Here is a 25,515-nt window from a genome sequence, read left to right on the forward strand (position 1 = left end):
CACCGGACGTATACACGGTTCCGGGCGTGTCCATTTTATACGCCCAAAACCTTGAGCTCTCGCCTCCCCTATTTGGGAGGCATGAGCTCACTCAACAGCAGCGAGTCTTAGGCCTGGTTGCCAAAGACCTCGATGGTGTCGCCCTCGGCCAGCGTGACGATGGCCTTCTTCCAAGAACGGGTCTTGCCGGCGACATAGCGCACGCGCTTGGTCTTGGGCTTGACCGTCAGGGTGTTCACGCGAACGACCTTGACGCCGAAGATCTCCTCGACAGCGTCCTTGATCTGATACTTGTTAGCATCCTTGGCGACCTCGAACGTGTACTTGTTCTGCTCCATGCCGGAGAAGGAACGCTCGGACACGATCGGACGGATGATGATCTCGTGGGCGGTCATTTATGCAAGCACCTCCCCGAAGTGAGCGGCGATGTCGGCGGGCATCAGCACGGCGTTGTTGTTGACGAGATCGTAGGTGTTGGCCTCGTCGGCAGTGATGATGAACGTCTTGGGAATGTTGCGGAACGACAGGTAGGCGTTGACGTCCTCATCGCGAACGATGATGGTCAGACGCTTGCCCTCAAGGCCGAGAGCCTTGAGCATGGCGACGGCAGCCTTGGTGGAAGGCTTCTCGAAGCCGTAGTCGTCGACGAGCACGAGCTCGCCATCGGCCAGCTTGGCGGACAGCGCGGAGCGCATAGCCAGCTTGACCTCCTTGTTGTTCATACGCTTAGCGTAGGAACGGGGCTTGGGGGCGAAGACAACGCCACCGTGACGCCACTGGGCAGCACGGATGGAACCCTGGCGGGCACGGCCGGTGCCCTTCTGACGCCAAGGCTTCTTGCCGCCACCGGAAACCTCAGAGCGGCCCTTAGCGGACTGGGTGCCCTGACGCCAAGAGGCCATCTGGCACTTGACGATGTGGTGCATAACGTGGATGTTCGGCTCGATGCCGTACACCTCAGCGGCGAGCTCGGCCTCGGCGACCTTCTTGCCCTCGCTGTTCTTTACTTCAAACTTTGCCATTTAAGTGTTCTCCTTGGTATGACGCTGGGCTAAATGGGCTGGGCCCTTAGGCCATACGGATGGCGACGAGACCATTCTTGGCACCCGGGACAGCGCCCTTGACCAAGATGAGGTTCTGCTCGGCATCGATGCGGACAACGGAAAGGTTCTTGACGGTAACACGCTCGTTACCCATGTGACCGGCCATCTTGACGCCCTTGAGGACGCGCGCAGGATAGGCGCACTGACCGATAGAACCGGGGTGACGCTGGAAGTGAGAACCATGCGTCATAGGACCGCGGCGCTGACCCCAGCGCTTGATGCGACCCTGGAAGCCCTTACCCTTGGAGGTACCGATGACGTCGACCTTCTCGACATCAGCGAAATCAGCGACGGTGACGACCTCGCCGACCTTGTGCTCCTCGCCGTTCTCGACGCGGACCTCACGAAGGAAACGGACAGGCTCGACGCCAGCCTTGGCGAAGTGACCAGCCATGGGCTTGTTCACGTTCTTGGCCTTGATGTCGCCGAAACCGATCTGGACAGCGTCATAGCCGTCGGTTGCCTGAGTTTTAACCTGCGAGACAGCGCAGGGGCCAGCCTGGATGACCGTGACGGGAACGACGTTATCGTCCTCGTCCCAAACCTGGGTCATGCCAATCTTGCGGCCGAGAATCATGCTGATCAAGATATGATCCCAACTCTCGCGTGGTCTTGGGACAATGCGTACACCACCGAGCGTACGCCCCTAGAGGACCACTACTTACACGACGTGCTCCCCAGTCTTGTATTTCGCCCGGACTACCTGACAACCCTATTAAGCAGGCATTTTGTCCAGCCAGAATACTCCCCTGGTTTCACACAGCTGTTTAGTATACACGGCTGCGGGCGTATCCATCGAGATTCATATTTCACTCACATTGTTTACGCAGGTAAAGTGCGTGGATGGCTCCCGAGCACGGCGGAGGGCCGGAGAAATATATTAAGGTCCCTGCTCTACAGTCCTGCGCAAGACGGAGAGCACATTAAGTGCTCTCCTTTGCGTGCGGAACTCGCGATGACCTTAATATATTTCTCCGGCCCTCCGCCGTGCTCGGGAGACGACACGTTGATGTCTGCTTAACTCTGCTCGCTCAGCTAATTACTTTGTTGAGGATCGATGATTTGCTGCAAGATAAACTTGGATTGGGGCGCGTCGCCTTCTTCTCCCGACTTTTCCTCTTCGAAATCGAAAATCATGATGGCGCAGTTGGGGAGTTTTGTTGGGAGTTCGAAGCCCTCTGGGGCTGCAGCCTTGATGAATTGGCGGCTAGCGCTGCCGTGGCTTACTGCTAGGAGGGTTTCGATCCCCTCGGCGCCCATGAGATTGGTGAGGGCGCCCACCATGCGCTCCTGCAGGGCATGGCTTCCTTCTCCGCCAAATGGGATCAGGTCCTCGCCGGGGTCCCAGACGTCGGTGGGTAGGGCGTCGTGGGGGCCTTCTTCGAAGGTGCCGTAGCTGCGCTCGATGATGCCTTCGCAGGGCTCGACTGCTGCATCCCGGCCGAGGAGTTCGGTTGCGACGAGACTTGCCGTGTCCATGGCTCGGCCTAAGGGCGAAGAGACCACTTTGTCGGGAACGACGTTGTGGGCTTTGAGCCACGCGGCTGCCATCCCGGCTTGCTGACGACCCAGGTCGGTCAGCGGTGAATCGCAGCGGCCCTGGACCAGCTTTTTGACGTTAAACTCCGTCTGACCGTGGCGGAGTAGATACAGCTTCTTCATGCTCTCCCCTTCTGCATAACCTGCTTTGCCGGCACAGCCTTACTCGTGGGTATGCCCTACGTAGTCTTCGTCGATCGTGATCTTGGCAATCGACTTGGGATATTCCGATTCGACCCGTTGTGCCAGCGCGTGCTTTAAGTCTTCGGCACTCATCTGCAGATCCGAGGGACGCACGCAGTCAAAGATCACGTTGGTGTGCGTGGGGCCCAGAACACAGCGTAGGTCGTGGATCGAGAGGCGGCTATCAATCTCTTGAGCCATAGCGTTGATGCGCAGACGCATGCTCGCCACCTTTGGATCGTCGGTCACGATGGGGTCGTAATGGAGCGTGACAATCATGCCGTCTTCGTTCCTAAATGCCTGTTCAATGTTGTCGAGCGTGTCGTGACTTTCCAGCGGGCTGGCCTCAGCCGCCATCTCGGCGTGAGCGCTTGCGAACTTTCTGCCTGGGCCGTAGTCGTGAACCATCAAATCGTGAACGCCCAAAACGCCGGGGTAGCTCATGATTTTGTCTCGAATGTGCTTGACCAGCTTAGGATCGGGCGCCTGGCCCAAAAGCGGGCTCATCGTATCCTGGATGAGTTCAAAGCCGCTCCAGCCAATATAGGCGCCAACGGCAAGGCCGACCCATGCATCTAGATTGATATGCGTCACCTGCGAAACAATCGCGCACGCCAACACGGCGCCCGTGGCTAGAACATCGTTCTTGGAATCCTGCGCGGTCGCATGCAGCGTCTCGGACTCAATGCGATCGCCGAGTTTTTGGTTGAGGGCCGCCATCCAAAGCTTTACGACCATCGAAAGCGCAAGGACTGCCACCAGGGCAAGCGAGAACTCGACAGGTTCGGGGTGGATGACGCGCTCAACCGAGGACTTGATAAGCTCAAGGCCGATCAGCAGCACGAGCGCCGCCACGACCAGACCCGAGAGATACTCGTAGCGGCCATGGCCGTAAGGATGCTCGGGGTCTGCCGGCTTGCCCGCCAGCTTAAAGCCAAGCACGCTCACGATGTTCGAGCTGGCATCAGACAGGTTGTTCATAGCGTCCGCCACGATTGAAACCGATCCCGACAGCACGCCAATTGCACCCTTCGCAGCGCATAGTGCCACATTGGCGAGAATACACACCATGCCCGTCAACGTTCCCACGCGTGCACGGTCGCCCTGCGCACGACGAACAATCCACTCGACCATCTGCATCCGCCCCCACGGTACTACCTATATATCTATTGCTCAAACGGATTGTAGTGTAGCCACTTTGTCCCCCAGATACAAAAAGGCCGCAACCCACACGGGCCACGGCCTTGGAATGCGACATGCGGGACCGTCCCTTTGTCGCACAGGTTTATGCGCTTGCCTCGGCCACGCTCTTCGAGGTTTCGGGCAAATCGGCTCCGTCCCCCGTCACCTGCCCCTTCGCCGGCACCACGCCAAAGCAGTAGCTCAGCGCCGCAGACACCGCAAATGCCGTGCCGCCGGCAGCGCAGCACCACAGCAGATTCGAGATGCCGCCCGTGGCAAAGCCAATGACCATAAGAACATTCGTCATACCGATGGTATAAGCCGTAACGTGGCCTACGGCCGCAACAAGGCCTCCGACGGCGCCGCCAACGGCCATGCACGTCAGACACCTGCCATATTTAAAGCCGCATCCGTACAGCGCTGGCTCGCTTACGCCGCCAAGAATACCCGAGATTGAATAGCCCAGCATGAGCGCCTTCTCGTCCTTATCCGCAACGCGGAGCGACGCGCCAAAGGGCATACCCCAAACGGCGAACGTTGCCATCGTCGCGGCGATCAGGATGCACGAATCCGTTCCCACACTCATAAACTGCGCATAGGCGAGCGATAGGACAACGTTGCTGACACCCGCGATCTTAAGAAACTCCCAGCCCGCGGCAAGCCCCATGAGCGTGAGCAGCGACACGATGCCACCGGAATTGCCAAGCATAAACATAAGCTGTCCCAACAGCATGCCCAGATAGCTGCCTGCCGGCGCCGTAACACACAGCGACACCGGAACCATGACAAGCATGGTTGCAAACGGTACAAAAGAAAACGCCACAGCCTGAGGGATAGTGCGCTTAAAGAAACGCTCCACCTGCCATAGCACGGGCACCGAGATGAGAACCGGAATAACAGTCGTCGTGTAATCGTTGACCGGCGCGGGAAGTAGACCATACACGAAAGTCATCGATGCCCCCGTCGTCGATGCGGCATCAACGAGCTTAAGCAGATCGGGCACAATCAATACGCCGCCCAGCATCATGCCCAGCTGTTCCGAGCAACCGAGCTGGCGGGCAGCGGCCCAACCAAGATAGATGGGCAAAAAGTAATAGCCAGCGTTATACAGCCAGCTGTAAAACAGGCGATAGATTTCGGAATCGGCAGGCCATAGACCAAGCATGCCTTCGCCCATAATGACGGCAACGGTGCGGAACAGCGCCGCGCAGACAATAAACGGCAACGCCGACATCATGCTTTTGGACAGATAGTCCACCACGGCCATGGCGTTTGATGAAACCGTCGTTGTAAACGAGGTGTTAGAAACTTGTGACATGGAACGCCTTTCCCAATGTGACATGCGGACTGTCCCTTTGTCACATCGTGCGGTACTGACCGATTGCGCGGTACTTTTCGTAGCGGAGGTTTGTGAGGGTCGCGTCGTCGAGCTGCCCAAGCGTATCGAAGGCATCAAATGCCGAGGACATGACGACACCGGCGATCTCCTCATGCGACAGGCCCCTATCGTCAACAATGCCGTCGATGATGCCGAGCGCCAACAGATCGGGGGCCGTGAGCTTAAGCGCCTCAGCGGCCTCATTCGCGCGCTCGGTATCCTTCCACAGGATCGACGCACAGGCCTCGGGGCTCACGACCGAATAGGCCGAGCTCGAGAGCATCAGGATGCGGTCGGCCACGGACAGCGCCAGCGCGCCACCAGAGCCGCCCTCGCCTGTCACCACCGAGACAATCGGCGTCTTAAGGCCGCTCATCTCCATGAGATTCTGGGCAATCGCCTCGCCCTGGCCGCGCTCCTCGGCACCGATGCCGCAAAACGCGCCCGAAGTATCAACCAGGCACAGAACCGGCCGACCAAATTTCTCGGCTTGGTGCATCAGGCGACGTGCCTTGCGGTAGCCCTCGGGATGTGCCATACCAAAGTTGCGACGCATGCGCTCTTTGGTCGTGGTACCGCGCTCGATGGCGATAACCGTCACGGGTCGCCCGTCTTTCCAGCCGATGCCGCCCACCACGGCAGCATCGTCGCCAAAGTAGCGGTCGCCGTGCAGCTCTACGAATCCGTCGAGACCCAACGAGATCATCTCGCCTGCCGTGGCGCGGTTCGCCGAGCGAGTCTGTTTGACGATTTCGAGCGCGCTTTTTGGTGCGGCCGAGCGCTTAAACAAGTGTCCCAGCTTTTTGTCGCGACGACCCGTATGCACGATCTCATGCGGAGCCCCCAGACCAGGCGCGTGCCCTTCGTGCAGCGCCAGCAGCTCGCCTACCGTGAGCGCAATCTCACCACGCGGAACAACGGCATCGCAAAAGCCGTGCTCCAGCAAAAACTCGGAACGCTGGAATCCCTTGGGCAGACGCTTGTGCATGTTCTGCTCGATCACGCGCGGGCCGGCAAATGCCGTCAGGGCATCGGGCTCGGCCAGGATAATGTCGCCCTCCATGGCAAAGCTCGCGGTTACACCTCCGGTCGTGGGATCGGTGAGCACCGTGATATACAGGCCGCCCGCCTCGCTGTGGCGCCTAACCGCCGCAGAAATCTTGGCCATCTGCATGAGCGAGGTCACGCCCTCCTGCATGCGGGCGCCGCCCGATACGGTAAAGCCAACGACCGGCAGCCCCAACTCGGCCGCGCGCTCAAAGACATGACAGATCTTCTCGCCCACCACGGAGCCCATTGAGCCCATCATAAAGTTGGCATCCATAAAGAAGAGCGCGGTATCGCAGCCGCAGATTTTGCCCCTGCCGCACACAACGGCATCGCGCTCGCCCGAACGCTCGCTCACGCTCTTAAGCTTGTTGGCATAACCGGGAAACGAGAGGAAGTCCTTCGACGCCAGATTGGCATCCCATTCCTCAAAGGTACCCGCGTCGACCGTCATGCGCATGCGCGCGCGACCGCTCACGCGAAAGTGTTTGCCGCAACGAGGGCAGACCTCGAGGTTGTCGTGCAGGCGCGCCTCATCGATCACACGGCGGCACTCCGGGCATTTGACAAACACGTGGCGCGCGGGGAACTCGGCGCACGACTCGGTTATCGGCCCCTCAAGGACATTGACCGTCTTCGCTTTTCTATTCATCAGCATAGAGATGCCCCATCAGATCGGTGTGATACATGCCCGACAAAAACTCGTCGTTTGCCAGCACGTCGAGCTGAAGCTCGCTATTTTCGCTCACGCCCTCAATCACGAGCTCGCCCAGGGCCGAGCGCATCTTGCGAATGGCACCGTCACGCGTGGGCGCGCACACGATGAGCTTGCCGAGCATGGAGTCGTAGTACGGCGGAACTTTCGCTCCGGTAAACATGGCGGAATCCCAGCGCACGCGCGGACCACCCGGCACACGCAACGCGGTGACCGTTCCACATGACGGTAGAAAGTCCGGCGTTTCGGCATTGATGCGGCACTCCATGGCGTGGTTGCGGACCGGTACGTCCTCCTGCTCAAAGGGCAGAGGCTGGCCGGCAGCCACGCGCAGCTGCCACTTAACCAGGTCGGTATCGGTCACAAACTCCGTAACCGGATGCTCCACCTGCAAGCGCGTGTTCATTTCCATAAAGTAGAAATCGCCGTCATCTGAGTACAAAAACTCGATGGTGCCAGCGCCCTCATAGCCAACGGCACGAGCCAGGTCGCGCGCGGCCTTGTGCATACGGGCACGAATATCATCGCGTCCGTCGAGGCACGGCGCGGGGCTCTCCTCGATCAGCTTTTGGTTGCGGCGCTGCACCGAGCACTCGCGCTCGCCGAGCGAAAACACATGGCCCTGCTTATCGGCCATAATCTGTACCTCAACGTGATGCGCCGGCGCAACGAACTTCTCCATGTAGCACTCGCCGTCGCCAAAAACGGCCTCACCCTCGGCACGCGCCTCGATGAACGCCTTTGCCGCATCTTCCACGCGCTCGACCTTGCGAATACCGCGACCGCCGCCGCCCGCGCGCGCCTTAATAAGCACGGGGCAGCCGATGCGCTCGGCCTCGGCCGTTGCTTCCTCGGGGCTTTTGAGCAAATCGCAGCCCGGCACGATGGGCACGCCCGCAGCAGCGGCCGTTCGGCGTGCGGCGTCCTTGTCGCCCATGCTGTCGATCACCTCGGCCGAAGGACCGACAAACGCCAGACCGAACTTGTCGCAGTCGCGCACGAAGCTCGCCTTCTCGGAAAAGAAGCCATAGCCGGGATGAATTGCCTTAGCTCCCGACTTTACGGCACAGGTGAGCACGGCATCGTCGTTGAGGTAGCTCTCGGCAAGACGCGGGCCGCCGATGCAATACGCCTCGTCGGCAAGTTGCACGTGTAGCGCGTCCGCATCGGCCGTGGAATAAACGGCGACGGTCTTGATGCCCATATCGCGGCACGCGCGGATAACACGGACCGCGACTTCGCCGCGGTTGGCGATGAGCACTTTGTCGAACATGGAGCCTTCCTTAACTTTCGTGCATGAGTGCAAAAGACATATCGGCGCGGCAGCAAACCTCACCGTTGACGCTCGCAGTACCCGTCGCAAAGCGGAACGGCCCGCGCGCACGCGTGATGGAGCACACTAGATCCACCGTGTCGCCCGGGCGCACCGAACGCTTAAAGCGCACCTTGTCCAGACTCGTGTAGAACGGCGTCGCGCCGCGCGCCTCCTCATCGCCCATCAGCAGCACGCAGCAGTTCTGGGCGAGCATCTCGCACTGAATCACGCCGGGAACGACCGGGTTTCCCGGAAAATGTCCCTGCAAAAAGTACTCGTCGCCTGTAATCGTGATCTTGCCGTGGGCCTCGTCGCCCACCAGCTCGGCTTCGTCGAGCAAAAGCATCGGCTCGCGATGCGGCAACAGCTTCTTGAGCTCTTCTTTGTTCATGGATATCACCTATCCGATCCTCATGAGGCAGCTGCCAAACTCCACGAGGTCGCCGTCGGCCACGCAGATCTCGAGCACCTCACCGTCTGCCTCGGCCGTCACCTCGTTGAGAACCTTCATGGCCTCGATGATGCAGAGGGTCTCGCCGGCCTTGACCTTGGAGCCCACGCGCACAAACGGCTCGTCGCCCGGCGCAGGGGCAGCATAGAAGACGCCCACCATGGGAGCAGTCACCTCGGTGCCCTTGGGCTCCGGCGCGGCGGCAGGTGTCTGCGTGGCGGGCTCCGGTGCGGCAGGCGCGACTGTGGGAGCTGCAACTTGAGCGGCCATGGCGCTCGGCATAGGCATGGGCACGGCAACCGGCTGCGCGGCACTCGCGCGCTCGAGTTCGACCGCGGTGCCATCGGGCTCCTCAACACGTACGCGCGTAAGGCCGCGGTCCTCCATCACATCGGCTATCTCGGCAAGTCTTTTGGAATCCATGCTCTAGCTCCTCGTATATCTACGCAGCGCGATGGCGGCGTTGTGCCCGCCAAAGCCCAGGTTGGTCGAAAGCGCCCAGGTAAGGTCGGCGCGAACCGCTCGATTAGGCGTGTAATCAAGATCGCAGGCGGGATCGGGCGTGTGGTAGTTAATGGTCGGGGGCACCACGCCCTGCTCGAGCGCCATGGCACAGGCCATGACCTCGATGGCACCCGTGGCACCGATCATGTGCCCGGTCATCGACTTGGTCGACGAGACGTGTGCGGCGCGTGCCGCGTCCTCGCCGAGCGCCCGCTTAACGCCTGTCGTCTCGGACGAATCGTTGAGCTTGGTCGAGGTGCCGTGGGCGTTGATGTAGAGACCCTCGGAAGGCTTGACGTCGCCCTCGGCTACCGCCAGCGATATCGCACGGGCAATGCCGGCGGCATCGGGGTCGGGACTCGTAATGTGATAGGCATCATCGGTGTTGCCGTAGCCCACGACCTCGGCATAAATGTGCGCACCGCGCGCCTGCGCATGCTCCATGCTCTCGAGTACCAGCACGCAGGCGCCCTCACCCATCACAAAGCCATCGCGGTCTGCGTCGAACGGGCGGCAGGCCGTCGCGGGATCGGGGTTGGTGGTCAATGCGCGGCAGGACGTAAAGCCTGCAACAGCATCGGGGATAATGGCCGCCTCGGCACCGCCCGCGAGGATCGCGTCGGCATAGCCGTGCTTAATAGCACGGAACGCCTCGCCCACCGCATGGGCCGAGGTCGCGCACGCAGTCACGACTGGCAGGGTCGGTCCCTTTGCCTTGTGACGGATTGCGATATTGCCCGATGCCATGTTGGGGATCATCATCGCGATCATGTAAGGCGATGCGCGGCGGGGCCCACGGTCGGCAATCGTATGGACGTTGTCGACGAGCGTCTGCATGCCGCCCACGCCCGACCCCACGTAAACGCCCAGGCGCTCGCGATCGATGGCGCCTTCGGCATCAAAGCCCGCATCGTGCATGGCCTCGTCCGAAGCCGCCATCGCAAACTGAACGCAGGGATCGAGATGCTTGGCGTCACGCTTGCCAAAGCACTCGTTGCCGTCAAAGCCCTTGACTTCGGCCGCCACCTTGACGGTAAACGCATCGGTATCGAAGTGCGTGATCGGGCCGATGCCACAGGTCCCAGCGCACATGGCCGCCCAGGTGGCAAGCGCGGTGTTGCCGAGCGGCGATACGGCACCGATGCCGGTGATTGCAACTCTCTGTTCCATCATGGTCTCCTCATCCAAGCCGTTCTTCGGCCCTGGTTTCTACATCGCCATTCCGCCGTCGACGCGCACGACCTCGCCCGTAATGTAGGCAGCCGCATCACTCGCTAAAAAGCGCACCACGCCGGCCACTTCCTCGGGGCGTGCCATGCGCTTAAGGGGAATCTGTTCCTCGGTTGCCGTACGCACCTTCTCCGAGAGCTTTGCCGTCATATCTGTCTCGACAAACCCGGGGGCGACCGCGTTCGCTCGTACGCCACGAGGCGCAAGCTCGCGCGCCACCGCCTTGGTAAGCCCTATCACGCCCGCCTTGGAAGCAGCGTAGTTGGCTTGCCCGGCATTGCCCATCAGGCCCACGACCGAGCTCATGTTGACGACGCAACCGCCGCGCTGGCGCATAAAGGTCTTGGTGAGCGCGCGCGTCATATTGAATGTTCCCTTGAGATTGACATCGAGCACGCGATCGAATGCGTCATCGCCCATGCGCATGAGCAGGCCATCGCGGGTGATGCCGGCATTGTTGACGAGCGCCCAAATGGAACCAAAGTCGTTGAGGACCGCTTCCACACACGCGTTGACGGCAGCGGGATCGGCCACGTCGCATTGATATGCGCGTGCCGTGGCGCCAACCGCCTCACAGGCTTCGCACGTCTCGCGCGCCGCATCGACGCTGCCGGCATAGACGACGGCGATATCAAAGCCGTCCTCCGCCAGACCGACAGCGCAGGCGCGGCCGATACCCCGCGAGCCGCCCGTGACCAGTGCCACGCGACGTGAGTCGTTGCGCTCGAGCGCGCCGTTGTTCAAGTTGCCCATGTCATTCCTTTCGGGTTACAGCCCTGTGGACTATGCGAGCTCGTCGGCAATAGCTGCGACCTGCTCGGCCGTTTCGCACGAATACACGCGAACGTCGCTCAGCGTACGCTTGGCCAGGCCCGACAGCGTTTTGCCAGGGCCGACCTCAATAAACGTGTCGATGCCCTGATTCTGCAGAGCATGCAGCGTGTCGACCCAACGAACGGCATGACTCACCTGATTGGCCAAGACATCCGATGCCGCTCGCGGGTCCGCCGGATAGGGCGCCGCCGTCATGTTTGCCATGACCGGAATCAGCAGCGGTGACGGCGCGTGGCCGGCTTGGATATACGTCGCCAGCCCCTCAGTCGCCTCGGCCATATAGGGGCTATGAAATGCGCCCGACACCGCGACTTTCATAGCGCGGCCGCCAGCCTCTTTTACTAGGACGTCGAGCTCCTGCAGCGCCTCGGGCGGTCCGGCAACAACCGTCTGCTGCGGACTGTTGTAGTTGACCGGCCAGCAGTCCTCGCCGGCCTGTTTTGCCAGGTTCTCGACTTGCGCCGCATCGAGCTTGATGACGGCGCGCATGCCGCCCGGATGGCGCTCGGCAGCCGCGGCCATCAGCGCCGCGCGCTCGCACACGAGCTCAAAGCCCGCTCGCGTATCGAACGCCCCCGCAAAAGTGAGCGCGGCGACCTCGCCAAGCGAAAAACCCGCACAGGCGGCAGGTACCACGCCGCGCTCACGCAGGGCGGCAGCCGCTGCCAGATCGTGAACGAACACGCACGGCTGCGTGTTCTCGGTCTGCGAGAGCTCCTCCTTGGAGGCGCTTCGGCACTGCTCACTGGTCCCCGGGCGCACCTCGTCGGCAATGGCGAACACCTCGGCGGCCGCCGGCGATGCCTCGATCAGGTCGACGCCCATCGCGGGGTGCTGGGCGCCCTGGCCGGCAAACAGAAACGCTACGCCACCCATGCGCACGCACCCTTCAGGACGTGCTCGGCGCCATCGACCAGGTCGTCAACGATTTCACGTGCGCTTTGGCGCTCGTTGACCATGCCGGCAATCTGTCCACACAAAAACGAGCCCTCTTCGTAATTGCCGTCCTTGGCGGCCTTGCGAAGGGCGCCCGTGCCCATGGCCCCGAGCTCCTCGACGCTTACGCCCGCCGCCTCGCTCTTGGCGTAGGCGTTGGTGAAGGGGCTCTTGAGGGCACGCACCGGGTGTCCCGTCGAGCGGCCGGTCGCACGCGTCGAGGTGTCGTTGGCCTTCAGGACCATCTCCTTGTACTGCTCCGATACGGTGCACTCATCTGCGATCAGAAAGCGCGTACCCACCTGCACGCCGGCGGCGCCCAGCATAAAGGCGGCCGCCACGCCGCGGCCATCAGCGATACCGCCAGCCGCAACCACGGGAATATCGACCGCATCGACAACCTGCGGCACCAGTGCCATCGTCGAGGTCTCGCCAATATGGCCGCCTGATTCGGTACCCTCGGCAACCACGGCAGTGGCTCCACGACGCGCCACGAGGCGCGCCAGCGCCACCGAGGCAACGACCGGGATGACCTTGATGCCCGCCTCGTTCCACGCCTTCATGTACTTGGTGGGATTGCCGGCACCCGTCACGACGACCGGCACCCGCTCGTCAATCACGACCCGCGCGACCTCGTCGGCAAACGGGCTCATGAGCATGACGTTGACGCCAAAGGGCTTATCCGTCCTGGCGCGCAGCTCATGAATCTGGTCGCGCAGCCAGTTGGCGTCGGCGTTCATGGCCGCGATAATCCCTAAGCCGCCCGCCTCGGACACTGCGGACGCCAGCGAGGCGTCGGCGATCCAGGCCATACCGCCCTGGAACACGGGCTTTTCGATGCCGAGCAGATCGCAGAGAGGAGTCTTGAGCATCTCTACTTCTCCAATGCCGCCTCGACCGTATCGGCGAACTCGCCGACCGTCTTGGGGTTCTCCTCGGTATCGAGCTGGATGCCAAACTCGTCCTCAACGGCGACGAGGATCTCGACGGTGCCCAGACTGTCGAGACCAATCTCCTCGAGCGTGGACTCGGGCTTCATCTCGACGTCGTCAAGACCGGCGGTCTCGCGGATAACATCGCAAACGCGCTCGAAGGTCTTCTGATCTGCCATGGTAGTTCTCCTTTGTTTGTGCCCTAGGGGCGTTTTTATTTCCTATGTGCGACTACTTCCAACGAAGTAGATAGCCACCTATATCCAGACCGGCGCCAAATCCAACGAGGGTGATGGTGTCGCCCGCATTCAGTGCGTCGGTGCGTGCCAGTCGGTCAAGCGCAAGAGGAATGCAGGCGCTCGAAATGTTGCCGGTCTCGCGCAGCGTTCGAACCACGCGCTCGTCTGGCACGCCGAGGCGCTTGACCGCCTGACTCAGGATTCGTTCGTTAGCCTGATGGAATACAAAGTGGTCGATGTCTTCGACCGAAATGCCCGCATCGATCGCAAGCTTATGGACCGTGTCGCAGATGGCGTTGACGCCGAACTTGAACACGCGGCGGCCATTCATGGACAGCACGCTCGCGCTATCTGCGGAAGCCTTAAACGGCGAGGTGCCGACCAGACCGGGAACGCACAACGTCTCGACGTCGGGCGCCGTCGAAAGCTCAACGGCAAGGGGACTGTCTCCCCCAGCCTCAATCACCGCGGCGCCTGCCCCATCGCCAAAGAGCACGCAGGTGGCACGGTCGGTCCAGTCGAGCGCGCGCGTCATCTGCTCGGCAGCAACGACAAGCACGCGCTCGGCGCGACCGCGGGCGATATAGCCCTCGGCAACATCGAGCGCAAATACGAAGCCGGCGCAGGCAGCCGAGACATCGAAGGCAGGGCACGTCGCGCCCAGTCGCTCAGCAACGGCACACGCCTCGGCGGGAACAAGGTGGTCACCCGTCGTCGTCGAGCAGACGATCAGATCCAACTGGCTCGCGTCGATTCCGGACACCTGAAGTGCCCGCTCGCTCGCCGCTACGGCAAGGTCGTCAAGTGACTCGGTGGTGCAGACGTGGCGACTCTTAATACCTGTGCGGGTAAAAATCCACTCATCCGAGGTATCGAGGAACTCGGACAGCTCGTCATTGGAAACACTGCGCTTAGGAAGCGCCGAGCCTGTTCCAAGAATCGTGAAACCCATCACTAACCTCCTTTGAGTTGTTGACGTGTTTACATCGACCAAGAGAGGATAGCGCATTTCAGTCGTTGTTAACGTGTTAACATTAAATTGTCCAAATGCGACAAAGGCTTCACATTGTGTCTCTCTCGACACCATTGCGTTATTCACTTATTCATTAAGGAGGTAGCAGCCGTTATGGATGCCAAATTAACGATAGTCGACGTAACCGGATCGACCAACGATGACCTGCTCGAAGCAGGAAAACAGGGAGCGTCGCACGGCACAGGACTTGCCGCCCGGGCTCAGACAGCAGGACGCGGCCGGCGCGGCCACAAGTGGGATTCAACCGCCGGCAACCTATTGCTTTCGATTGTCCTGCGTCCATGCGTTAATCCTGCGAAGTACTCTGGTCTTGCTGCCGTCAGCGGCCTAGCGGTGCTCGAGGCGCTCGAAAAACAGGGTCTTGCAAACGAGATTGGCCTCAAATGGCCCAACGACCTGGTCGCGCGTGGACGCAAACTCGGCGGCATTCTGGTCGAGGCCGCACGCGATAACGAAGGCAAACCTTTCGCCGTCTGTGGCATTGGTGTCAATGTGAACTATGCGCCCCAAGAGGTGCCCGATGGCGGCCTGCCGGCAATCGGTCTCTCGGACCTTAACGAGAACGTTCCAGCTGTCGACATGCTCCTCGATGAGGTCTATCACGCAGTTATAGACGCTATAGATGCCTGGGCAGAACGCCTCAACGCCATGGAAGAAAACACCGGACCGCTCGCGCCCGTCCACGGCGAATATGTCGCTCACCTCAATTGGATTGGAAAGCACGTTATCGCCCGCTCCCCTGCCGGTGACGAGCTGGCGCGAGGCATCTTTAAAACGGTCGATGGCTTTGGTCGTGCGTGCATCGAAACAGAAGACGGCTTGCGATCCTTCCGTTTTGAGGAAGCGTCATTGCGCCCCTTGAGTGAGTAGGTCGCCACAGCCAGCCGCTCGGCAGCCTTACCCGGCGATCCAAACCCATCATGCAAAACAAAAGGGCCCCGCTACCGTAACGGCAGCGGGGCCCTTTAAGCTATGAGCGATATCGCTTAGAGCTTGATGTCGATGTCGACGCCAGCGGGGAGGTCGAGACGCATAAGCGAATCAACGGTGCCCGAGGTGGGGTCGAGGATGTCGATGAGGCGCTTGTGGGTGCGCATCTCGAACTGCTCACGGGAGTCCTTGTTCACGTGCGGCGAGCGGATAACCGTGTACAGGTTGCGCTCGGTGGGCAGGGGGACAGGACCGGAAACGCGAGCGCCGGTCTTCTGAGCGGTCTCGACGATGAGCTTCGCGGACTGATCGACGACCTCGTGATCATAGCCCTTGAGGCGAATGCGGATCTTCTGGGTAGCCAACTTAAACCTCCAAAGAGTGCGAGAGATGCTCTCGCGGATTACGTAACAGGGAGCTCGAACTTAGGCGTTCTTGCTCATGACCTCGTCCACGATGGACTTGGGCGCGGGCTCATAAGAGTCGAACTGCATCGTGTAGGATGCACGGCCCTGGGTCTGGGAGCGAAGGTCGGTAGCGTAACCGAACATCTCGCCCAGCGGCACCTTGGCACGGATGAGCTTGCTGTTCTTGCGATCCTCCATGCCCTCGATCTTGCCGCGGCGACCGGAGAGGTTGCCCATAACGTCGCCCATGTACTGCTCGGGGGTCTCGACCTCGACAGCCATGATCGGCTCGAGCAGCTGCGGGTCGGACTTCTTGAGGGCGTCCTTGATAGCCATGGAACCGGCGATCTTAAAGGCGGCCTCGGAGGAGTCGACCTCGTGGTAAGAACCGTCGAACAGGGTGACCTTAACGTCGAGGACCGGGAAGCCGGCGATAACACCGGTGTTCAGGGCCTCCTGGATGCCCTTGTCGATGGACGGGATGTACTCCTTGGGCACGACGCCGCCGACGATAGCGTTGACGAACTCGTAGCCGAAGCCCTCCTCCATCTTCTCGAGCTTGATGACGGCGTGGCCGTACTGACCGCGACCACCGGACTGACGGACGAACTTGCCCTCAGCCTTCTCGACGTCGTGACCAGCGGTCTCGCGGTAGGCAACCTGGGGCTTACCAACGTTAGCGTCAACCTTGAACTCGCGGAGCAGACGGTCGACGATGATCTCGAGGTGCAGCTCGCCCATGCCGGCGATGATGGTCTGGCCGGTCTCGTGGTTGGTGGACACCTGGAAGGTCGGGTCCTCCTCGGCGAGCTTGGTCAGAGCCAGGGACATCTTGTCCTGCTCGGCCTTGGTCTTGGGCTCGATGGCAACGTCGATAACGGGCTTAGCGAACTCGATCTTCTCGAGGACGATCTCCTTGCCCTCGGCGCACAGGGTGTCACCGGTGGTGGAGTTCTTGAATCCGACGCAAGCGACGATGTCGCCGGCGGCAGCGTCGTCACGGTCGATACGCTCGGCGGCGTTCATCTCGAGGATGCGACCGAGGCGCTCGCGCTGACCGTTGGAAGCGTTGACAACGTAGGAGCCGGACTCGGCGCGGCCGGAGTAAACGCGGACGTAGGTGAGCTTACCGACGAACGGGTCGGTCATGATCTTGAAGACCAGGCCGGAGAAGGGCTCGTCGAAGGAAGGATGACGCTGGATCTCCTCGCCGGTGTCCGGATCGGTACCGGTGACGGCCTCAACGTCGAGCGGGCTGGGCAGGTAGTCGACGACAGCGTCGAGCAGCTCCTGGACGCCCTTGTTCTTGTAGGCGGAGCCCACGAAGACGAGGTTGAGCTCGTTGGCCAGAACGCCCTTACGCAGAGCAGCCTTGAGCTCCTCGACGGTGAAGTCCTCCTCCATGAGGATCTTCTCCATGAGCTCGTCGTCAAAGCTGGCAGCAGCGTCGAGGAGCTCCTCGCGCTTGGTGGCAGCGATGTCGGCGAACTCAGCCGGGATCTCGTCCATCGGCTCGGGGTAGGTCATGCCCTTCTCGTCGGCCTTGAAGTCCCATGCAGTCATGGTGACCAGGTCGATGACGCCCCAGAAGTTGTCCTCGGCGCCCATCGGGACCTGAGCGGCCACGGCGTTAGCGTCGAGACGATCCTTCATGGTCTCGATAGCGTTGAAGAAGTCAGCGCCCACGCGGTCATACTTGTTGATGAAGGCGATGCGGGGAACGTTGAAGGTAGAAGCCTGACGCCAAACGGTCTCAGACTGGGGCTGAACGCCGGCAACGGCGTCGAAGACGGCGACAGCGCCATCGAGGACGCGCAGGCAGCGCTCGACCTCGGCGGTGAAGTCAACGTGGCCCGGGGTGTCGATGATCTGGATGCGGTAGTCCTTGCCGTCCTTGTTCCAGAAGCAGGTGGTAGCAGCGGAGGTAATGGTTACGCCGCGCTCCTGCTCCTGAACCATCCAGTCCATGGTGGCAGCGCCCTCATGGACCTCACCGATCTTGTGGGTCTTACCGGTGTAGTAAAGAATACGCTCGGTCGTGGTGGTCTTACCGGCATCGATGTGGGCCATGATGCCGATGTTACGGGTATCGGAAAGCTTGTACTTAGGCTTAGCCATGTTAGTTCCTTACCTTAACTTACCAACGATAGTGAGAGAACGCGCGGTTGGCCTCGGCCATCTTGAAGACGTCCTCACGCTTCTTGACGGAAGCGCCCAGGCCGTTGGAGGCGTCGAGGATCTCGTTGGCGAGACGCTCGGCCATGGTCTTCTCCTTGCGAGCGCGGGAGAAGTTGACGATCCAGCGGATGCCCAGAGCGGTGGAACGACGGGAGTTGACCTCCATCGGGACCTGATAGGTAGCGCCACCGACACGCTTGGGCTTAACCTCGAGCGTGGGCTTGACGTTGTCCATAGCCTTCTTGAAGGTAGCGAGAGCGTCGCCACCCTCGGACTTCTCGGCAACGATCTCGAAAGCGGTGTAAACGATGCGCTCAGCGGTGGCCTTCTTGCCGTCAAGAAGGACCTTGTTGATGAGCTGAGTCACCAGGCGGTTGTTGTAAACGGCGTCAGGCTGAACCTCACGACGATTAGCTGCTGCACGACGCGGCATGTGAAATCTCCTTAAGTGTCTACCGTGCGGCGCTTAAGCGGCACACGGCGAAAGTATCAAAACGTTATCTGGCTTATTTGGCCTTGGGGCGCTTAGCACCGTACTTGGAACGGGCCTGCATACGGTTCTGGACCGGAGCAGCGTCGTAGGCGCCACGGATGACGTGATAACGGACACCAGGGAGGTCACGGACACGACCGCCGCGGACGAGCACGATGGAGTGCTCCTGCAGGTTGTGGCCCTCACCCGGGATGTAAGCGGTAACTTCGATGCCGTTGACGAGGCGAACACGGGCAACCTTACGAAGAGCCGAGTTCGGCTTCTTGGGGCTCGTGGTGAAGACGCGAGTGCACACGCCGCGCTTCTGGGAGTTGTGCTGCAGAGCAGCGTTCTTGGACTTCTTGGGCACGGAACGACGGCCCTGGCGAACCAGCTGGTTAATAGTAGGCAAAGCGTACTCCTTCTCGAATGATTCCAGCTTTCTGTAAAGTGCAACGGCTTGAATCGAGGGGTCAGCATCCCCCTACGAAACACGCAGTTCGAAAGGATACGTGGCGTTAGCTGTGCCGTCAACACACCACGCCGCCGGGCGTATCCTAAATTAGGCACATTTCCGCAAACCCTCCACAAAAGGAATCCCCGCCTGTGCGCAAGTGCCCATTCCAGCCGTCCATGTAACACGAAAATGGCCGCTTCCTCTAGCAGGAAGCGGCCTAGACCTTACGAATAGACGATGGTAAAGGGTACTTCTGTTTCGGTCTCTCCTGTTGACGTGCACCTCGTGCCCTCAAGCGTTACTGAGACCACTTGGTCGACATCAATCAACTTCGTTGGCACCCAGATGTTCTCTCCGCTATTGCGCGCATAAGAAAAATATAAGTTGAACACCCCTGCGTCGTCATCTTCGATAATCTGCTCCGATCCATCCTTGTAGCTGACGGTCAGCTTATTATCAACTGCTTCATAGCCCAAATCATCGATGTGCGTCTGGATGGAAAACGGACTGATCTCGAGAGACGAGTCACCGGAGCGGAGTTCCTTTGTATCGACGTACGCTCCAACGCTAAACTCGGGCGTCGATGCTTTAAACTGCCTCGCACTCTCACCTTCGCCCTCGGTCCACTGGATATTCCAGGTGACCGCATGTTGAAAACCTCGCTCGCGATCCATAGAAGCAAAGTACATCGTGCCATTAATGACAGTATCGCTTGATGTGTCCTTATCAATGGTGCAGCGTGTGTCAGCCCATTCCTCGCCGAACTTCATGTCGGGCGTGCCGATGCCTTGTTCTTCTTCACCATAGAGAACAAGTTCGCCAGTCTCTGCTGCCGGCTTGTAGTAGTTAACACCATTTGGATTGGACAACGTAAACGTCACGGCACCGCAACCGTTTTTATCGATAGCCATATCATGAATGTCGAGTGTATAGCCGTTGCCCTCGACGGACAGATTGACCTTCTGTACTGAACCCTCCAAGCTTTGGGGCGCGATACCATCACCAAACTCTCTGGTGTAGGTATATTTAGTCCCCGACGAGCCACCTTGAGTCCAGGTAATGGACTCTCCGTTGCCATGGTTTCCCCAGGCAGAGGCAAAATAACTGGAATTGACGACGGCGTAGGCGACCCCTCCGGTCGCCAGCACTCCGGCAAGGCATCCGATCACGGCAACATACAGAGGCTTCGCGTGACCCTTTCGATGAAGCGGCTCACCAGCAGCGGAGTAAAGAACACGGTCAGCAAGATCGCTATCGGCTTGGACGGACTCGAAGGCCTGCTTGATTTGGTTGGATTTCACTGTCGCCCTCCTCTAGGATGAACTTGAGTTTCGATCGACCGCGAGCTAAACGCGTTCGAACGGTCGCGGCTGGCACATGCAGTAACTCGGCAATCTCTGAGGTCGAAAAGCCCAGATAGTAATAGAGCACGATGGGAACGCGGAATCGCTCCGGAAGTCGCATAACGTCTGACAGGACCGCCTTGGTCTCATCCTGCGCTGTCGAAAGCGACTCGGCCAGGTTCTCAATATCCTCCACACGCCTCCATGGCTTTCGAAAGAGCGATTTGCATTCATTGATCGTGACCCGGATAAGCCATCGACGAAGATGTTCCCAGCTTTCAAATTGCGCATCGCTTTTGAGTAACTTCAGAAAGACATCTTGAGCGACATCATCGGCGTCAGCACGATCGCGCAGATACGTCAATGCGATTCGAAACACGACATCCCGGTGATCTTCGACTGCCTGTCTAAAAGCTTGTTCTTCCATAATCACCTCCCGGTGACGTTAATGGTTCTCGATGAGGCCCTCACCATAGATACGCTTTGACCGAACGGAATGTTTCAAATTCAAGCAGGAAAAACCTACCAAAATAAACCTGTCCCTTTTTGGCAGGTTTTCTTCAACAAAAAAGACCCGCTTCCCTGTTGGGAAACGGGTCTTTGGAAGGGCGGTTAACGTACTTGGAAGTTACTCTTCGTCGTTGTCCTTGGCCTCTTCGACATCGTCAGTGTCCACGAGCTGGTTGAGCAGCTCGTCGAGGGAAGCCATGTCCTCGTTGATGGCACCGTTGGCGGGAGCCTTCTTGTCGTCGATCGGGGCGCCCAGGAGCTCCTCGTCGGCGTCGGCGTGATGCGTCGGCGTGGCGGAGGTGCCCAGCAGGATGTCGTCCGGACCGTCGGGGCTAAAGACCATCTGCAGCAGCTGCGAGAGGTCTTCCTCGTCGGCAACGTCGTCGTTGTTCTCGAGGATGTAGAGCAGGTCGTGGGCCTCCAGGCCGTCGCGGAGCTCCTCGATCGCCTTGGCACCGATGCCATCGATGCGCAGCAGATCCTCCTCGGACTTGCCGACCAGGTCGCCGACCGTCTCGATGCCGACCTCGCTGAACTTGTTGGTCCAGCGCTGCGACACGCCCAGGTCGTCGAACAGGTACAGGCGAGCCTTCTCGGCGGAGATGGTGTGGCCGTTGCGGGTGAACGAACCGTCAGCACCACCGAACTCGTCGTAGCCGGCCCAGTCGAGCTGCTGCGGGAGCTGCTCGTCCAGGTCCTTGAGCTCAACCGGAGCCCACTCGGGCAGCGACTTGGCGTTGGGCGAAGCCGGGCCGTCGATGTCCACGTAGCCGTCGGCCGTACGATACGTCAGCTTGGCGTTGGCGTACGGCTTGAGGCCGGTACCAGCCGGGATCTTCTTACCGACGATGACGTTGGACTTAAGGTCGAGCAGGTGGTCGACCTTGCCCTCGATGGCAGCCTCGGTAAGGACGCCGGCGGTACGGATGAACGAAGCGCTCGACAGCCAGGAGTCGATGTTGGACGCGACCTTGAGCGTACCCAGGATGACGGGCTCGGCCACGGGAGCCTGACCGCCCAGACGGGCAACGCGCTCGACCTCGTCGGCGAACTCGTAGCGGTCGACGTACTGACCAAGCAGGTACTTGGAGTCGCCGGGGTTGGTGATCTGAACGCGACGCAGCATCTGACGTGCGAGCACCTCGATGTGCTTGTCGTTCAGGTCGACGCCCTGGCTGGTGTAGACGTCCTTAACGCTCTCGACGAAGGTGTGCATCGTCGACTCGATGTCGGTCAGCTTGCGCAGGTTGCGGAAGTTGACGAAGCCCTTGGTGATCTGGTCGCCGGCGCGAACCTCGCAGCCGTCCTCGATCTCGGGCATAAAGCGCACCGAAGCGGGGACGCGACGCTCGTCGAGGACACGGGTGTGATCCTCGGAGTCGGTGAGCGTCAGCACGTACTCGGACTTCTCGGGCTTAATCGAGAGGTGACCGGAGTACGGAGCCAGCTCGGCCTCACGACCCAGGATCTTCTCGTTGACGTTGCCGACGATATCGAACATACGGCTGACCGTAGGCAGACCCTGCGTAATATCGTCGACGCCAGCGACGCCGCCGGAGTGAATGGTACGCATCGTAAGCTGCGTACCGGGCTCGCCGATGGACTGGGCGGCAATAATGCCGACCGCGGTACCGATGGCGACCGGACGACGGGTGGAAAGATCCCAGCCGTAGCACTTCTGGCACACGCCGTACTTGGAGCGGCAGGTGAGCAGCGCGCGAAGCTTGACCTTCTTAAGGCCGGCATCGACCATCTTCTGGATGTCAGCGACCTTCTCGATGTAGCCGTCCTGCTCAAAGAGCACGGTGCCATCGGGAGCCACGACGTCCTCAATGAAGCAACGGCCGACGAGGTCGGTGTTGAGGTCGGTGGTGCCGGGGATGATGAGGTTGTAGGTGACGCCCTCGTGCGTACCGCAGTCCTCCTCGCGGACGATGACGTCCTGGGCCACGTCGACCAGACGACGGGTCAGGTAACCAGAGTCCGAGGTGTGGGATGCGGTATCGACCAGGCCCTTACGGGCGCCGTAGGTCGAAATGAAGTACTCGAGCGGCAGCAGGCCCTCGCGGAAGTTCGCCTTAATGGGAAGGTCGATCGTCTCGCCGGACATGTCTGCCATCAGGCCACGCATGCCGCCGAGCTGACGCAGCTGGGTCTTAGAACCACGGGCGCCGGAGTCGGCCATCATGTAGAGCGGGTTCTCCTCGTCGAACAAGTCGAGCATGAGCGCTGCAACCTTATCGGTACAAGCGGTCCACTCGTTAACGACTTCGATGTGGCGCTCCGTCTCGTTGATGAAGCCCTCCTCGAAGTACTCGTTGATCTGGTCGACGTTGGCCTGGGCGCGATCGAGCAGCTCCTGCTTCTCGGCAGGGATGAGAGCGTCCCACACCGAGATAGTGAGGCCGGCGCGGGTAGCGTAGTGGAAGCCGGAGTACTTGATGGCGTCGAGGATCGGGCCGACCTTGGCCTCGGGGTAACGATCGCAGCAGTCCGCAACCAGCTTGGCCACATCGCCCTTGACCATCTTGTAGTTCATGAACTCGTAGTCTTCGGGCAGGCACTGGCGGTTGAAGATGATGCGGCCGATAGAGGTCTCGAAGCGCGCGGTCTTGTTGCCGGTGACGTCGTAGTCGACGAACTCGTTCTTGCCGTTCTTGACGCGGAAGATACGGGTGCCGTCCTCGTTGATGACATTGGCGTCGGCAGCGGACACGCGGACCTGAATCTTGGCCTGCATGTCGACCTCGGAGCGGCAGTCATAGGCGTGCAGCGCGTCGTCGAAGCTGGCGAACACGTGGTTCTCGCCCGGCAGACCGTCGCGGACCTGGGTCAGGTAGTACACACCAATGATCATGTCCTGCGAGGGGATGTTGACCGGCTTGCCGGATGCCGGCGAGCGCAGGTTGTTCGCAGAGAGCATGAGCACGCGAGCCTCGGCCTGAGCCTGGCTGGACAGCGGCACGTGGACAGACATCTGGTCGCCGTCGAAGTCGGCGTTGAAGGGCGAGCAGACCAGCGGGTGCAGGTGGATAGCCTTGCCCTCGACCAGAACCGGCTCAAAGGCCTGGATAGACAGACGGTGCAGGGTCGGTGCGCGGTTGAGCAGCACGACGCGGCCGTCGATGACCTCTTCGAGGATATCCCACACAAAGGTGGCACCGCGGTCGATAGCGCGCTTGGCGCCCTTGATGTTCTCGACCTTGCCAAGCTCGACCAGGCGCTTCATGACGAAGGGCTTGAAGAGCTCCAGCGCCATGGTCTTGGGCAGACCGCACTGGTGCAGCAGCAGCTTGGGGTCGGTAACGATTACCGAACGGCCGGAGTAGTCGACACGCTTGCCCAGCAGGTTCTGACGGAAACGACCCTGCTTGCCCTTGAGGGCCTCGGCGAGCGACTTGAGCGGGCGACCGCCACGGCCAGAGACCGGGCGACCACGACGGCCGTTGTCGAACAGGGCGTCCACGGACTCCTGGAGCATGCGCTTCTCGTTGTTCACGATGATCGCAGGGGCGTCCAGGTCGAGCAGGCGCTTGAGTCGGTTGTTACGGTTGATCACGCGACGATACAGGTCGTTGAGGTCGGACGCGGCGAAGCGGCCGCCGTCGAGCTGGACCATCGGGCGCAGATCGGGCGGAATGACCGGGATGACGTCCAGAATCATGTTCGCGGGGCTGTTGCCGCCCTTCAGGAAGGCGTCAACGACCTCGAGGCGCTTGACGGCCTTCTCGCGCTTCTGCTTCTGGGAGTCCTCGTCGGCGATGATGGCCTTGAGCTTCTCGGCCTCGGAGGGGAGGTCGATGGCAGCGAGCAGGTCGCGGACGGCCTCGGCACCCATGCCACCCTTGAAGTACATGGAGTAGTAGCGGGTCATCTCGCGGAACAGCGGCTCATCGGAGATGAGGTCGCGCTCGGTGAGCTTCATGAAGGCGTTGAAGGCGTCCGTACGGAGCTGCTTCTCGTCCTTGCACTCTTCCTCGATGTCGACGATGCCAGAGGCGATCTCCTCGGGGGTCAGCGGCTCCTCGTCGGAGAACTCGTCAAAGTTCTCGGGGTCGCCCTGCTCCTTGAGGGACTCGATCTGGCGGGCGCACTCGGCATCGATCTCTTCCAGATCGGCGGCGAGCTCCTCGCGCAGGTCGTCGGCGTCGGCCTCGCGAGCCTCGTAGTCAACCTCGGTGATGATGTAGCTGGCAAAGTACAGAACCTTCTCGAGGTCCTTGGACTTGATGTCGAGCATACGGCTCATCGGGAAGCTCGTGGGGCTCTTGAAGTACCAGATGTGGGACACGGGAGCGGCTAGCTCGATGTGGCCCATGCGGTCGCGACGCACCTTGGCCGAGGTGACCTCGACGCCGCAGCGCTCGCAGACGATGCCCTTAAAGCGGATGCCCTTGTACTTGCCGCAGGAGCACTCCCAGTCCTTGGCGGGACCGAAGATCTTCTCGCAGAACAGGCCGTCCTTCTCGGGCTTGAGGGTACGGTAATTGATGGTCTCCGGCTTCTTGACCTCGCCGTGCGACCAGGAACGGATCTGGTCGGCGGAGGCAAGGGAGATCTTTACCGAGTCAAAATCAGTAGCTTCGAAATCTGCCAC

General features: G+C 60.6%; 24 protein-coding genes. 1 reads left to right on the forward strand and 23 read right to left on the reverse strand.

Features of this window, described 5'->3' with window-relative positions:
- Nucleotides 1-107 precede the first annotated feature (107 nt).
- The 16 genes from rplW to PMW70_RS03235 all read right to left on the reverse strand — a co-directional run bounded on the left by rplW (nt 108) and on the right by PMW70_RS03235 (nt 14,540).
- The gene (rplW, locus tag PMW70_RS03160) at nt 108-395 is read right to left on the reverse strand and encodes a 50S ribosomal protein L23 (RefSeq protein ID WP_006235033.1); all 288 of its coding nucleotides are present in this window, start codon (nt 393-395) and stop codon (nt 108-110) included.
- Nucleotides 396-1,022, reverse strand: coding sequence for a 50S ribosomal protein L4 (gene rplD / locus PMW70_RS03165; protein ID WP_006235032.1), 627 nt, complete (start codon nt 1,020-1,022; stop codon nt 396-398). It abuts the gene before it with no gap.
- 46 nt (nt 1,023-1,068) lie between these two features.
- Entirely contained in the window at nt 1,069-1,689 is a 621-nt protein-coding gene (rplC, locus tag PMW70_RS03170; protein WP_035137484.1) for a 50S ribosomal protein L3, read from the reverse strand.
- 449 nt (nt 1,690-2,138) lie between these two features.
- On the reverse strand, nt 2,139-2,765 hold the full coding sequence (locus PMW70_RS03175; protein ID WP_271743853.1) for a histidine phosphatase family protein: 627 nt from the start codon (nt 2,763-2,765) through the stop codon (nt 2,139-2,141).
- A 39-nt stretch (nt 2,766-2,804) separates the two neighbouring features.
- The gene (locus PMW70_RS03180) at nt 2,805-3,959 is read right to left on the reverse strand and encodes a cation diffusion facilitator family transporter (RefSeq protein WP_271743854.1); all 1,155 of its coding nucleotides are present in this window, start codon (nt 3,957-3,959) and stop codon (nt 2,805-2,807) included.
- Nucleotides 3,960-4,110: 151 nt separating this feature from the next.
- Nucleotides 4,111-5,325 carry a PTS sugar transporter subunit IIC gene (locus PMW70_RS03185; RefSeq protein WP_271743855.1) on the reverse strand — a complete coding sequence of 405 codons (1,215 nt, stop codon included), beginning with the start codon at nt 5,323-5,325 and terminating at the stop codon, nt 4,111-4,113.
- A gap of 40 nt (nt 5,326-5,365) precedes the next feature.
- Nucleotides 5,366-7,084, reverse strand: coding sequence for an acetyl-CoA carboxylase, carboxyltransferase subunit beta (gene accD, locus PMW70_RS03190; RefSeq protein ID WP_231500735.1), 1,719 nt, complete (start codon nt 7,082-7,084; stop codon nt 5,366-5,368).
- Entirely contained in the window at nt 7,077-8,420 is a 1,344-nt protein-coding gene (locus PMW70_RS03195; RefSeq protein ID WP_271743856.1) for an acetyl-CoA carboxylase biotin carboxylase subunit, read from the reverse strand. Before PMW70_RS03195 ends, accD begins: the two co-directional genes overlap by 8 nt.
- Before the next feature lie 10 nt (nt 8,421-8,430).
- Entirely contained in the window at nt 8,431-8,853 is a 423-nt protein-coding gene (gene fabZ, locus PMW70_RS03200) for a 3-hydroxyacyl-ACP dehydratase FabZ (RefSeq protein WP_226802694.1), read from the reverse strand.
- 9 nt (nt 8,854-8,862) lie between these two features.
- On the reverse strand, nt 8,863-9,336 hold the full coding sequence (accB, locus tag PMW70_RS03205) for an acetyl-CoA carboxylase biotin carboxyl carrier protein (RefSeq protein WP_117839649.1): 474 nt from the start codon (nt 9,334-9,336) through the stop codon (nt 8,863-8,865).
- A 3-nt stretch (nt 9,337-9,339) separates the two neighbouring features.
- A complete protein-coding gene (gene fabF, locus PMW70_RS03210; protein ID WP_271743857.1) occupies nt 9,340-10,590 on the reverse strand; it encodes a beta-ketoacyl-ACP synthase II in 1,251 nt (416 codons plus the stop codon).
- Nucleotides 10,591-10,626: 36 nt separating this feature from the next.
- On the reverse strand, nt 10,627-11,400 hold the full coding sequence (gene fabG / locus PMW70_RS03215; RefSeq protein ID WP_117563766.1) for a 3-oxoacyl-[acyl-carrier-protein] reductase: 774 nt from the start codon (nt 11,398-11,400) through the stop codon (nt 10,627-10,629).
- Nucleotides 11,401-11,430: 30 nt separating this feature from the next.
- On the reverse strand, nt 11,431-12,357 hold the full coding sequence (locus PMW70_RS03220; protein WP_117765066.1) for an ACP S-malonyltransferase: 927 nt from the start codon (nt 12,355-12,357) through the stop codon (nt 11,431-11,433).
- Nucleotides 12,345-13,289 (reverse strand): enoyl-[acyl-carrier-protein] reductase FabK, encoded by a 945-nt coding sequence (fabK, locus tag PMW70_RS03225; RefSeq protein WP_117563768.1) that lies wholly within the window; start codon nt 13,287-13,289, stop codon nt 12,345-12,347. Before fabK ends, PMW70_RS03220 begins: the two co-directional genes overlap by 13 nt.
- Before the next feature lie 2 nt (nt 13,290-13,291).
- Complete coding sequence (locus tag PMW70_RS03230) at nt 13,292-13,528, reverse strand: acyl carrier protein (protein ID WP_006235019.1); 237 nt, start codon at nt 13,526-13,528, stop codon at nt 13,292-13,294.
- Nucleotides 13,529-13,580: 52 nt separating this feature from the next.
- A complete protein-coding gene (locus tag PMW70_RS03235; RefSeq protein WP_271743858.1) occupies nt 13,581-14,540 on the reverse strand; it encodes a 3-oxoacyl-ACP synthase III family protein in 960 nt (319 codons plus the stop codon).
- A 174-nt stretch (nt 14,541-14,714) separates the two neighbouring features.
- Between PMW70_RS03235 and PMW70_RS03240 the strand changes: the two genes are divergently transcribed.
- A complete protein-coding gene (locus PMW70_RS03240; RefSeq protein WP_271743859.1) occupies nt 14,715-15,491 on the forward strand; it encodes a biotin--[acetyl-CoA-carboxylase] ligase in 777 nt (258 codons plus the stop codon).
- Nucleotides 15,492-15,607: 116 nt separating this feature from the next.
- Here PMW70_RS03240 and rpsJ read toward each other — a convergent pair whose 3' ends face one another.
- From rpsJ to PMW70_RS03275, 7 genes are all read right to left on the reverse strand, one after another.
- Nucleotides 15,608-15,916 carry a 30S ribosomal protein S10 gene (gene rpsJ / locus PMW70_RS03245; RefSeq protein ID WP_022094184.1) on the reverse strand — a complete coding sequence of 103 codons (309 nt, stop codon included), beginning with the start codon at nt 15,914-15,916 and terminating at the stop codon, nt 15,608-15,610.
- 60 nt (nt 15,917-15,976) lie between these two features.
- The gene (gene fusA / locus PMW70_RS03250) at nt 15,977-18,076 is read right to left on the reverse strand and encodes an elongation factor G (RefSeq protein WP_022094183.1); all 2,100 of its coding nucleotides are present in this window, start codon (nt 18,074-18,076) and stop codon (nt 15,977-15,979) included.
- A 19-nt stretch (nt 18,077-18,095) separates the two neighbouring features.
- Nucleotides 18,096-18,569: a 30S ribosomal protein S7 gene (rpsG, locus tag PMW70_RS03255; protein ID WP_006235013.1), complete on the reverse strand. Its 474-nt coding sequence runs from the start codon at nt 18,567-18,569 to the stop codon at nt 18,096-18,098.
- A 73-nt stretch (nt 18,570-18,642) separates the two neighbouring features.
- Nucleotides 18,643-19,020, reverse strand: coding sequence for a 30S ribosomal protein S12 (rpsL, locus tag PMW70_RS03260; RefSeq protein ID WP_006235012.1), 378 nt, complete (start codon nt 19,018-19,020; stop codon nt 18,643-18,645).
- Between the two features lie 269 nt (nt 19,021-19,289).
- Nucleotides 19,290-20,366 (reverse strand): DUF4179 domain-containing protein, encoded by a 1,077-nt coding sequence (locus PMW70_RS03265; RefSeq protein ID WP_271743860.1) that lies wholly within the window; start codon nt 20,364-20,366, stop codon nt 19,290-19,292.
- On the reverse strand, nt 20,317-20,835 hold the full coding sequence (locus PMW70_RS03270; RefSeq protein ID WP_271743861.1) for an RNA polymerase sigma factor: 519 nt from the start codon (nt 20,833-20,835) through the stop codon (nt 20,317-20,319). Before PMW70_RS03270 ends, PMW70_RS03265 begins: the two co-directional genes overlap by 50 nt.
- A 201-nt stretch (nt 20,836-21,036) precedes the next feature.
- The gene (locus tag PMW70_RS03275) at nt 21,037-25,515 is read right to left on the reverse strand and encodes a DNA-directed RNA polymerase subunit beta' (RefSeq protein ID WP_271743862.1); all 4,479 of its coding nucleotides are present in this window, start codon (nt 25,513-25,515) and stop codon (nt 21,037-21,039) included.

It is taken from the genome of Collinsella aerofaciens (genome assembly GCF_028209625.1).
Classification (GTDB): Bacteria; Actinomycetota; Coriobacteriia; order Coriobacteriales; family Coriobacteriaceae; genus Collinsella; species Collinsella aerofaciens_AM.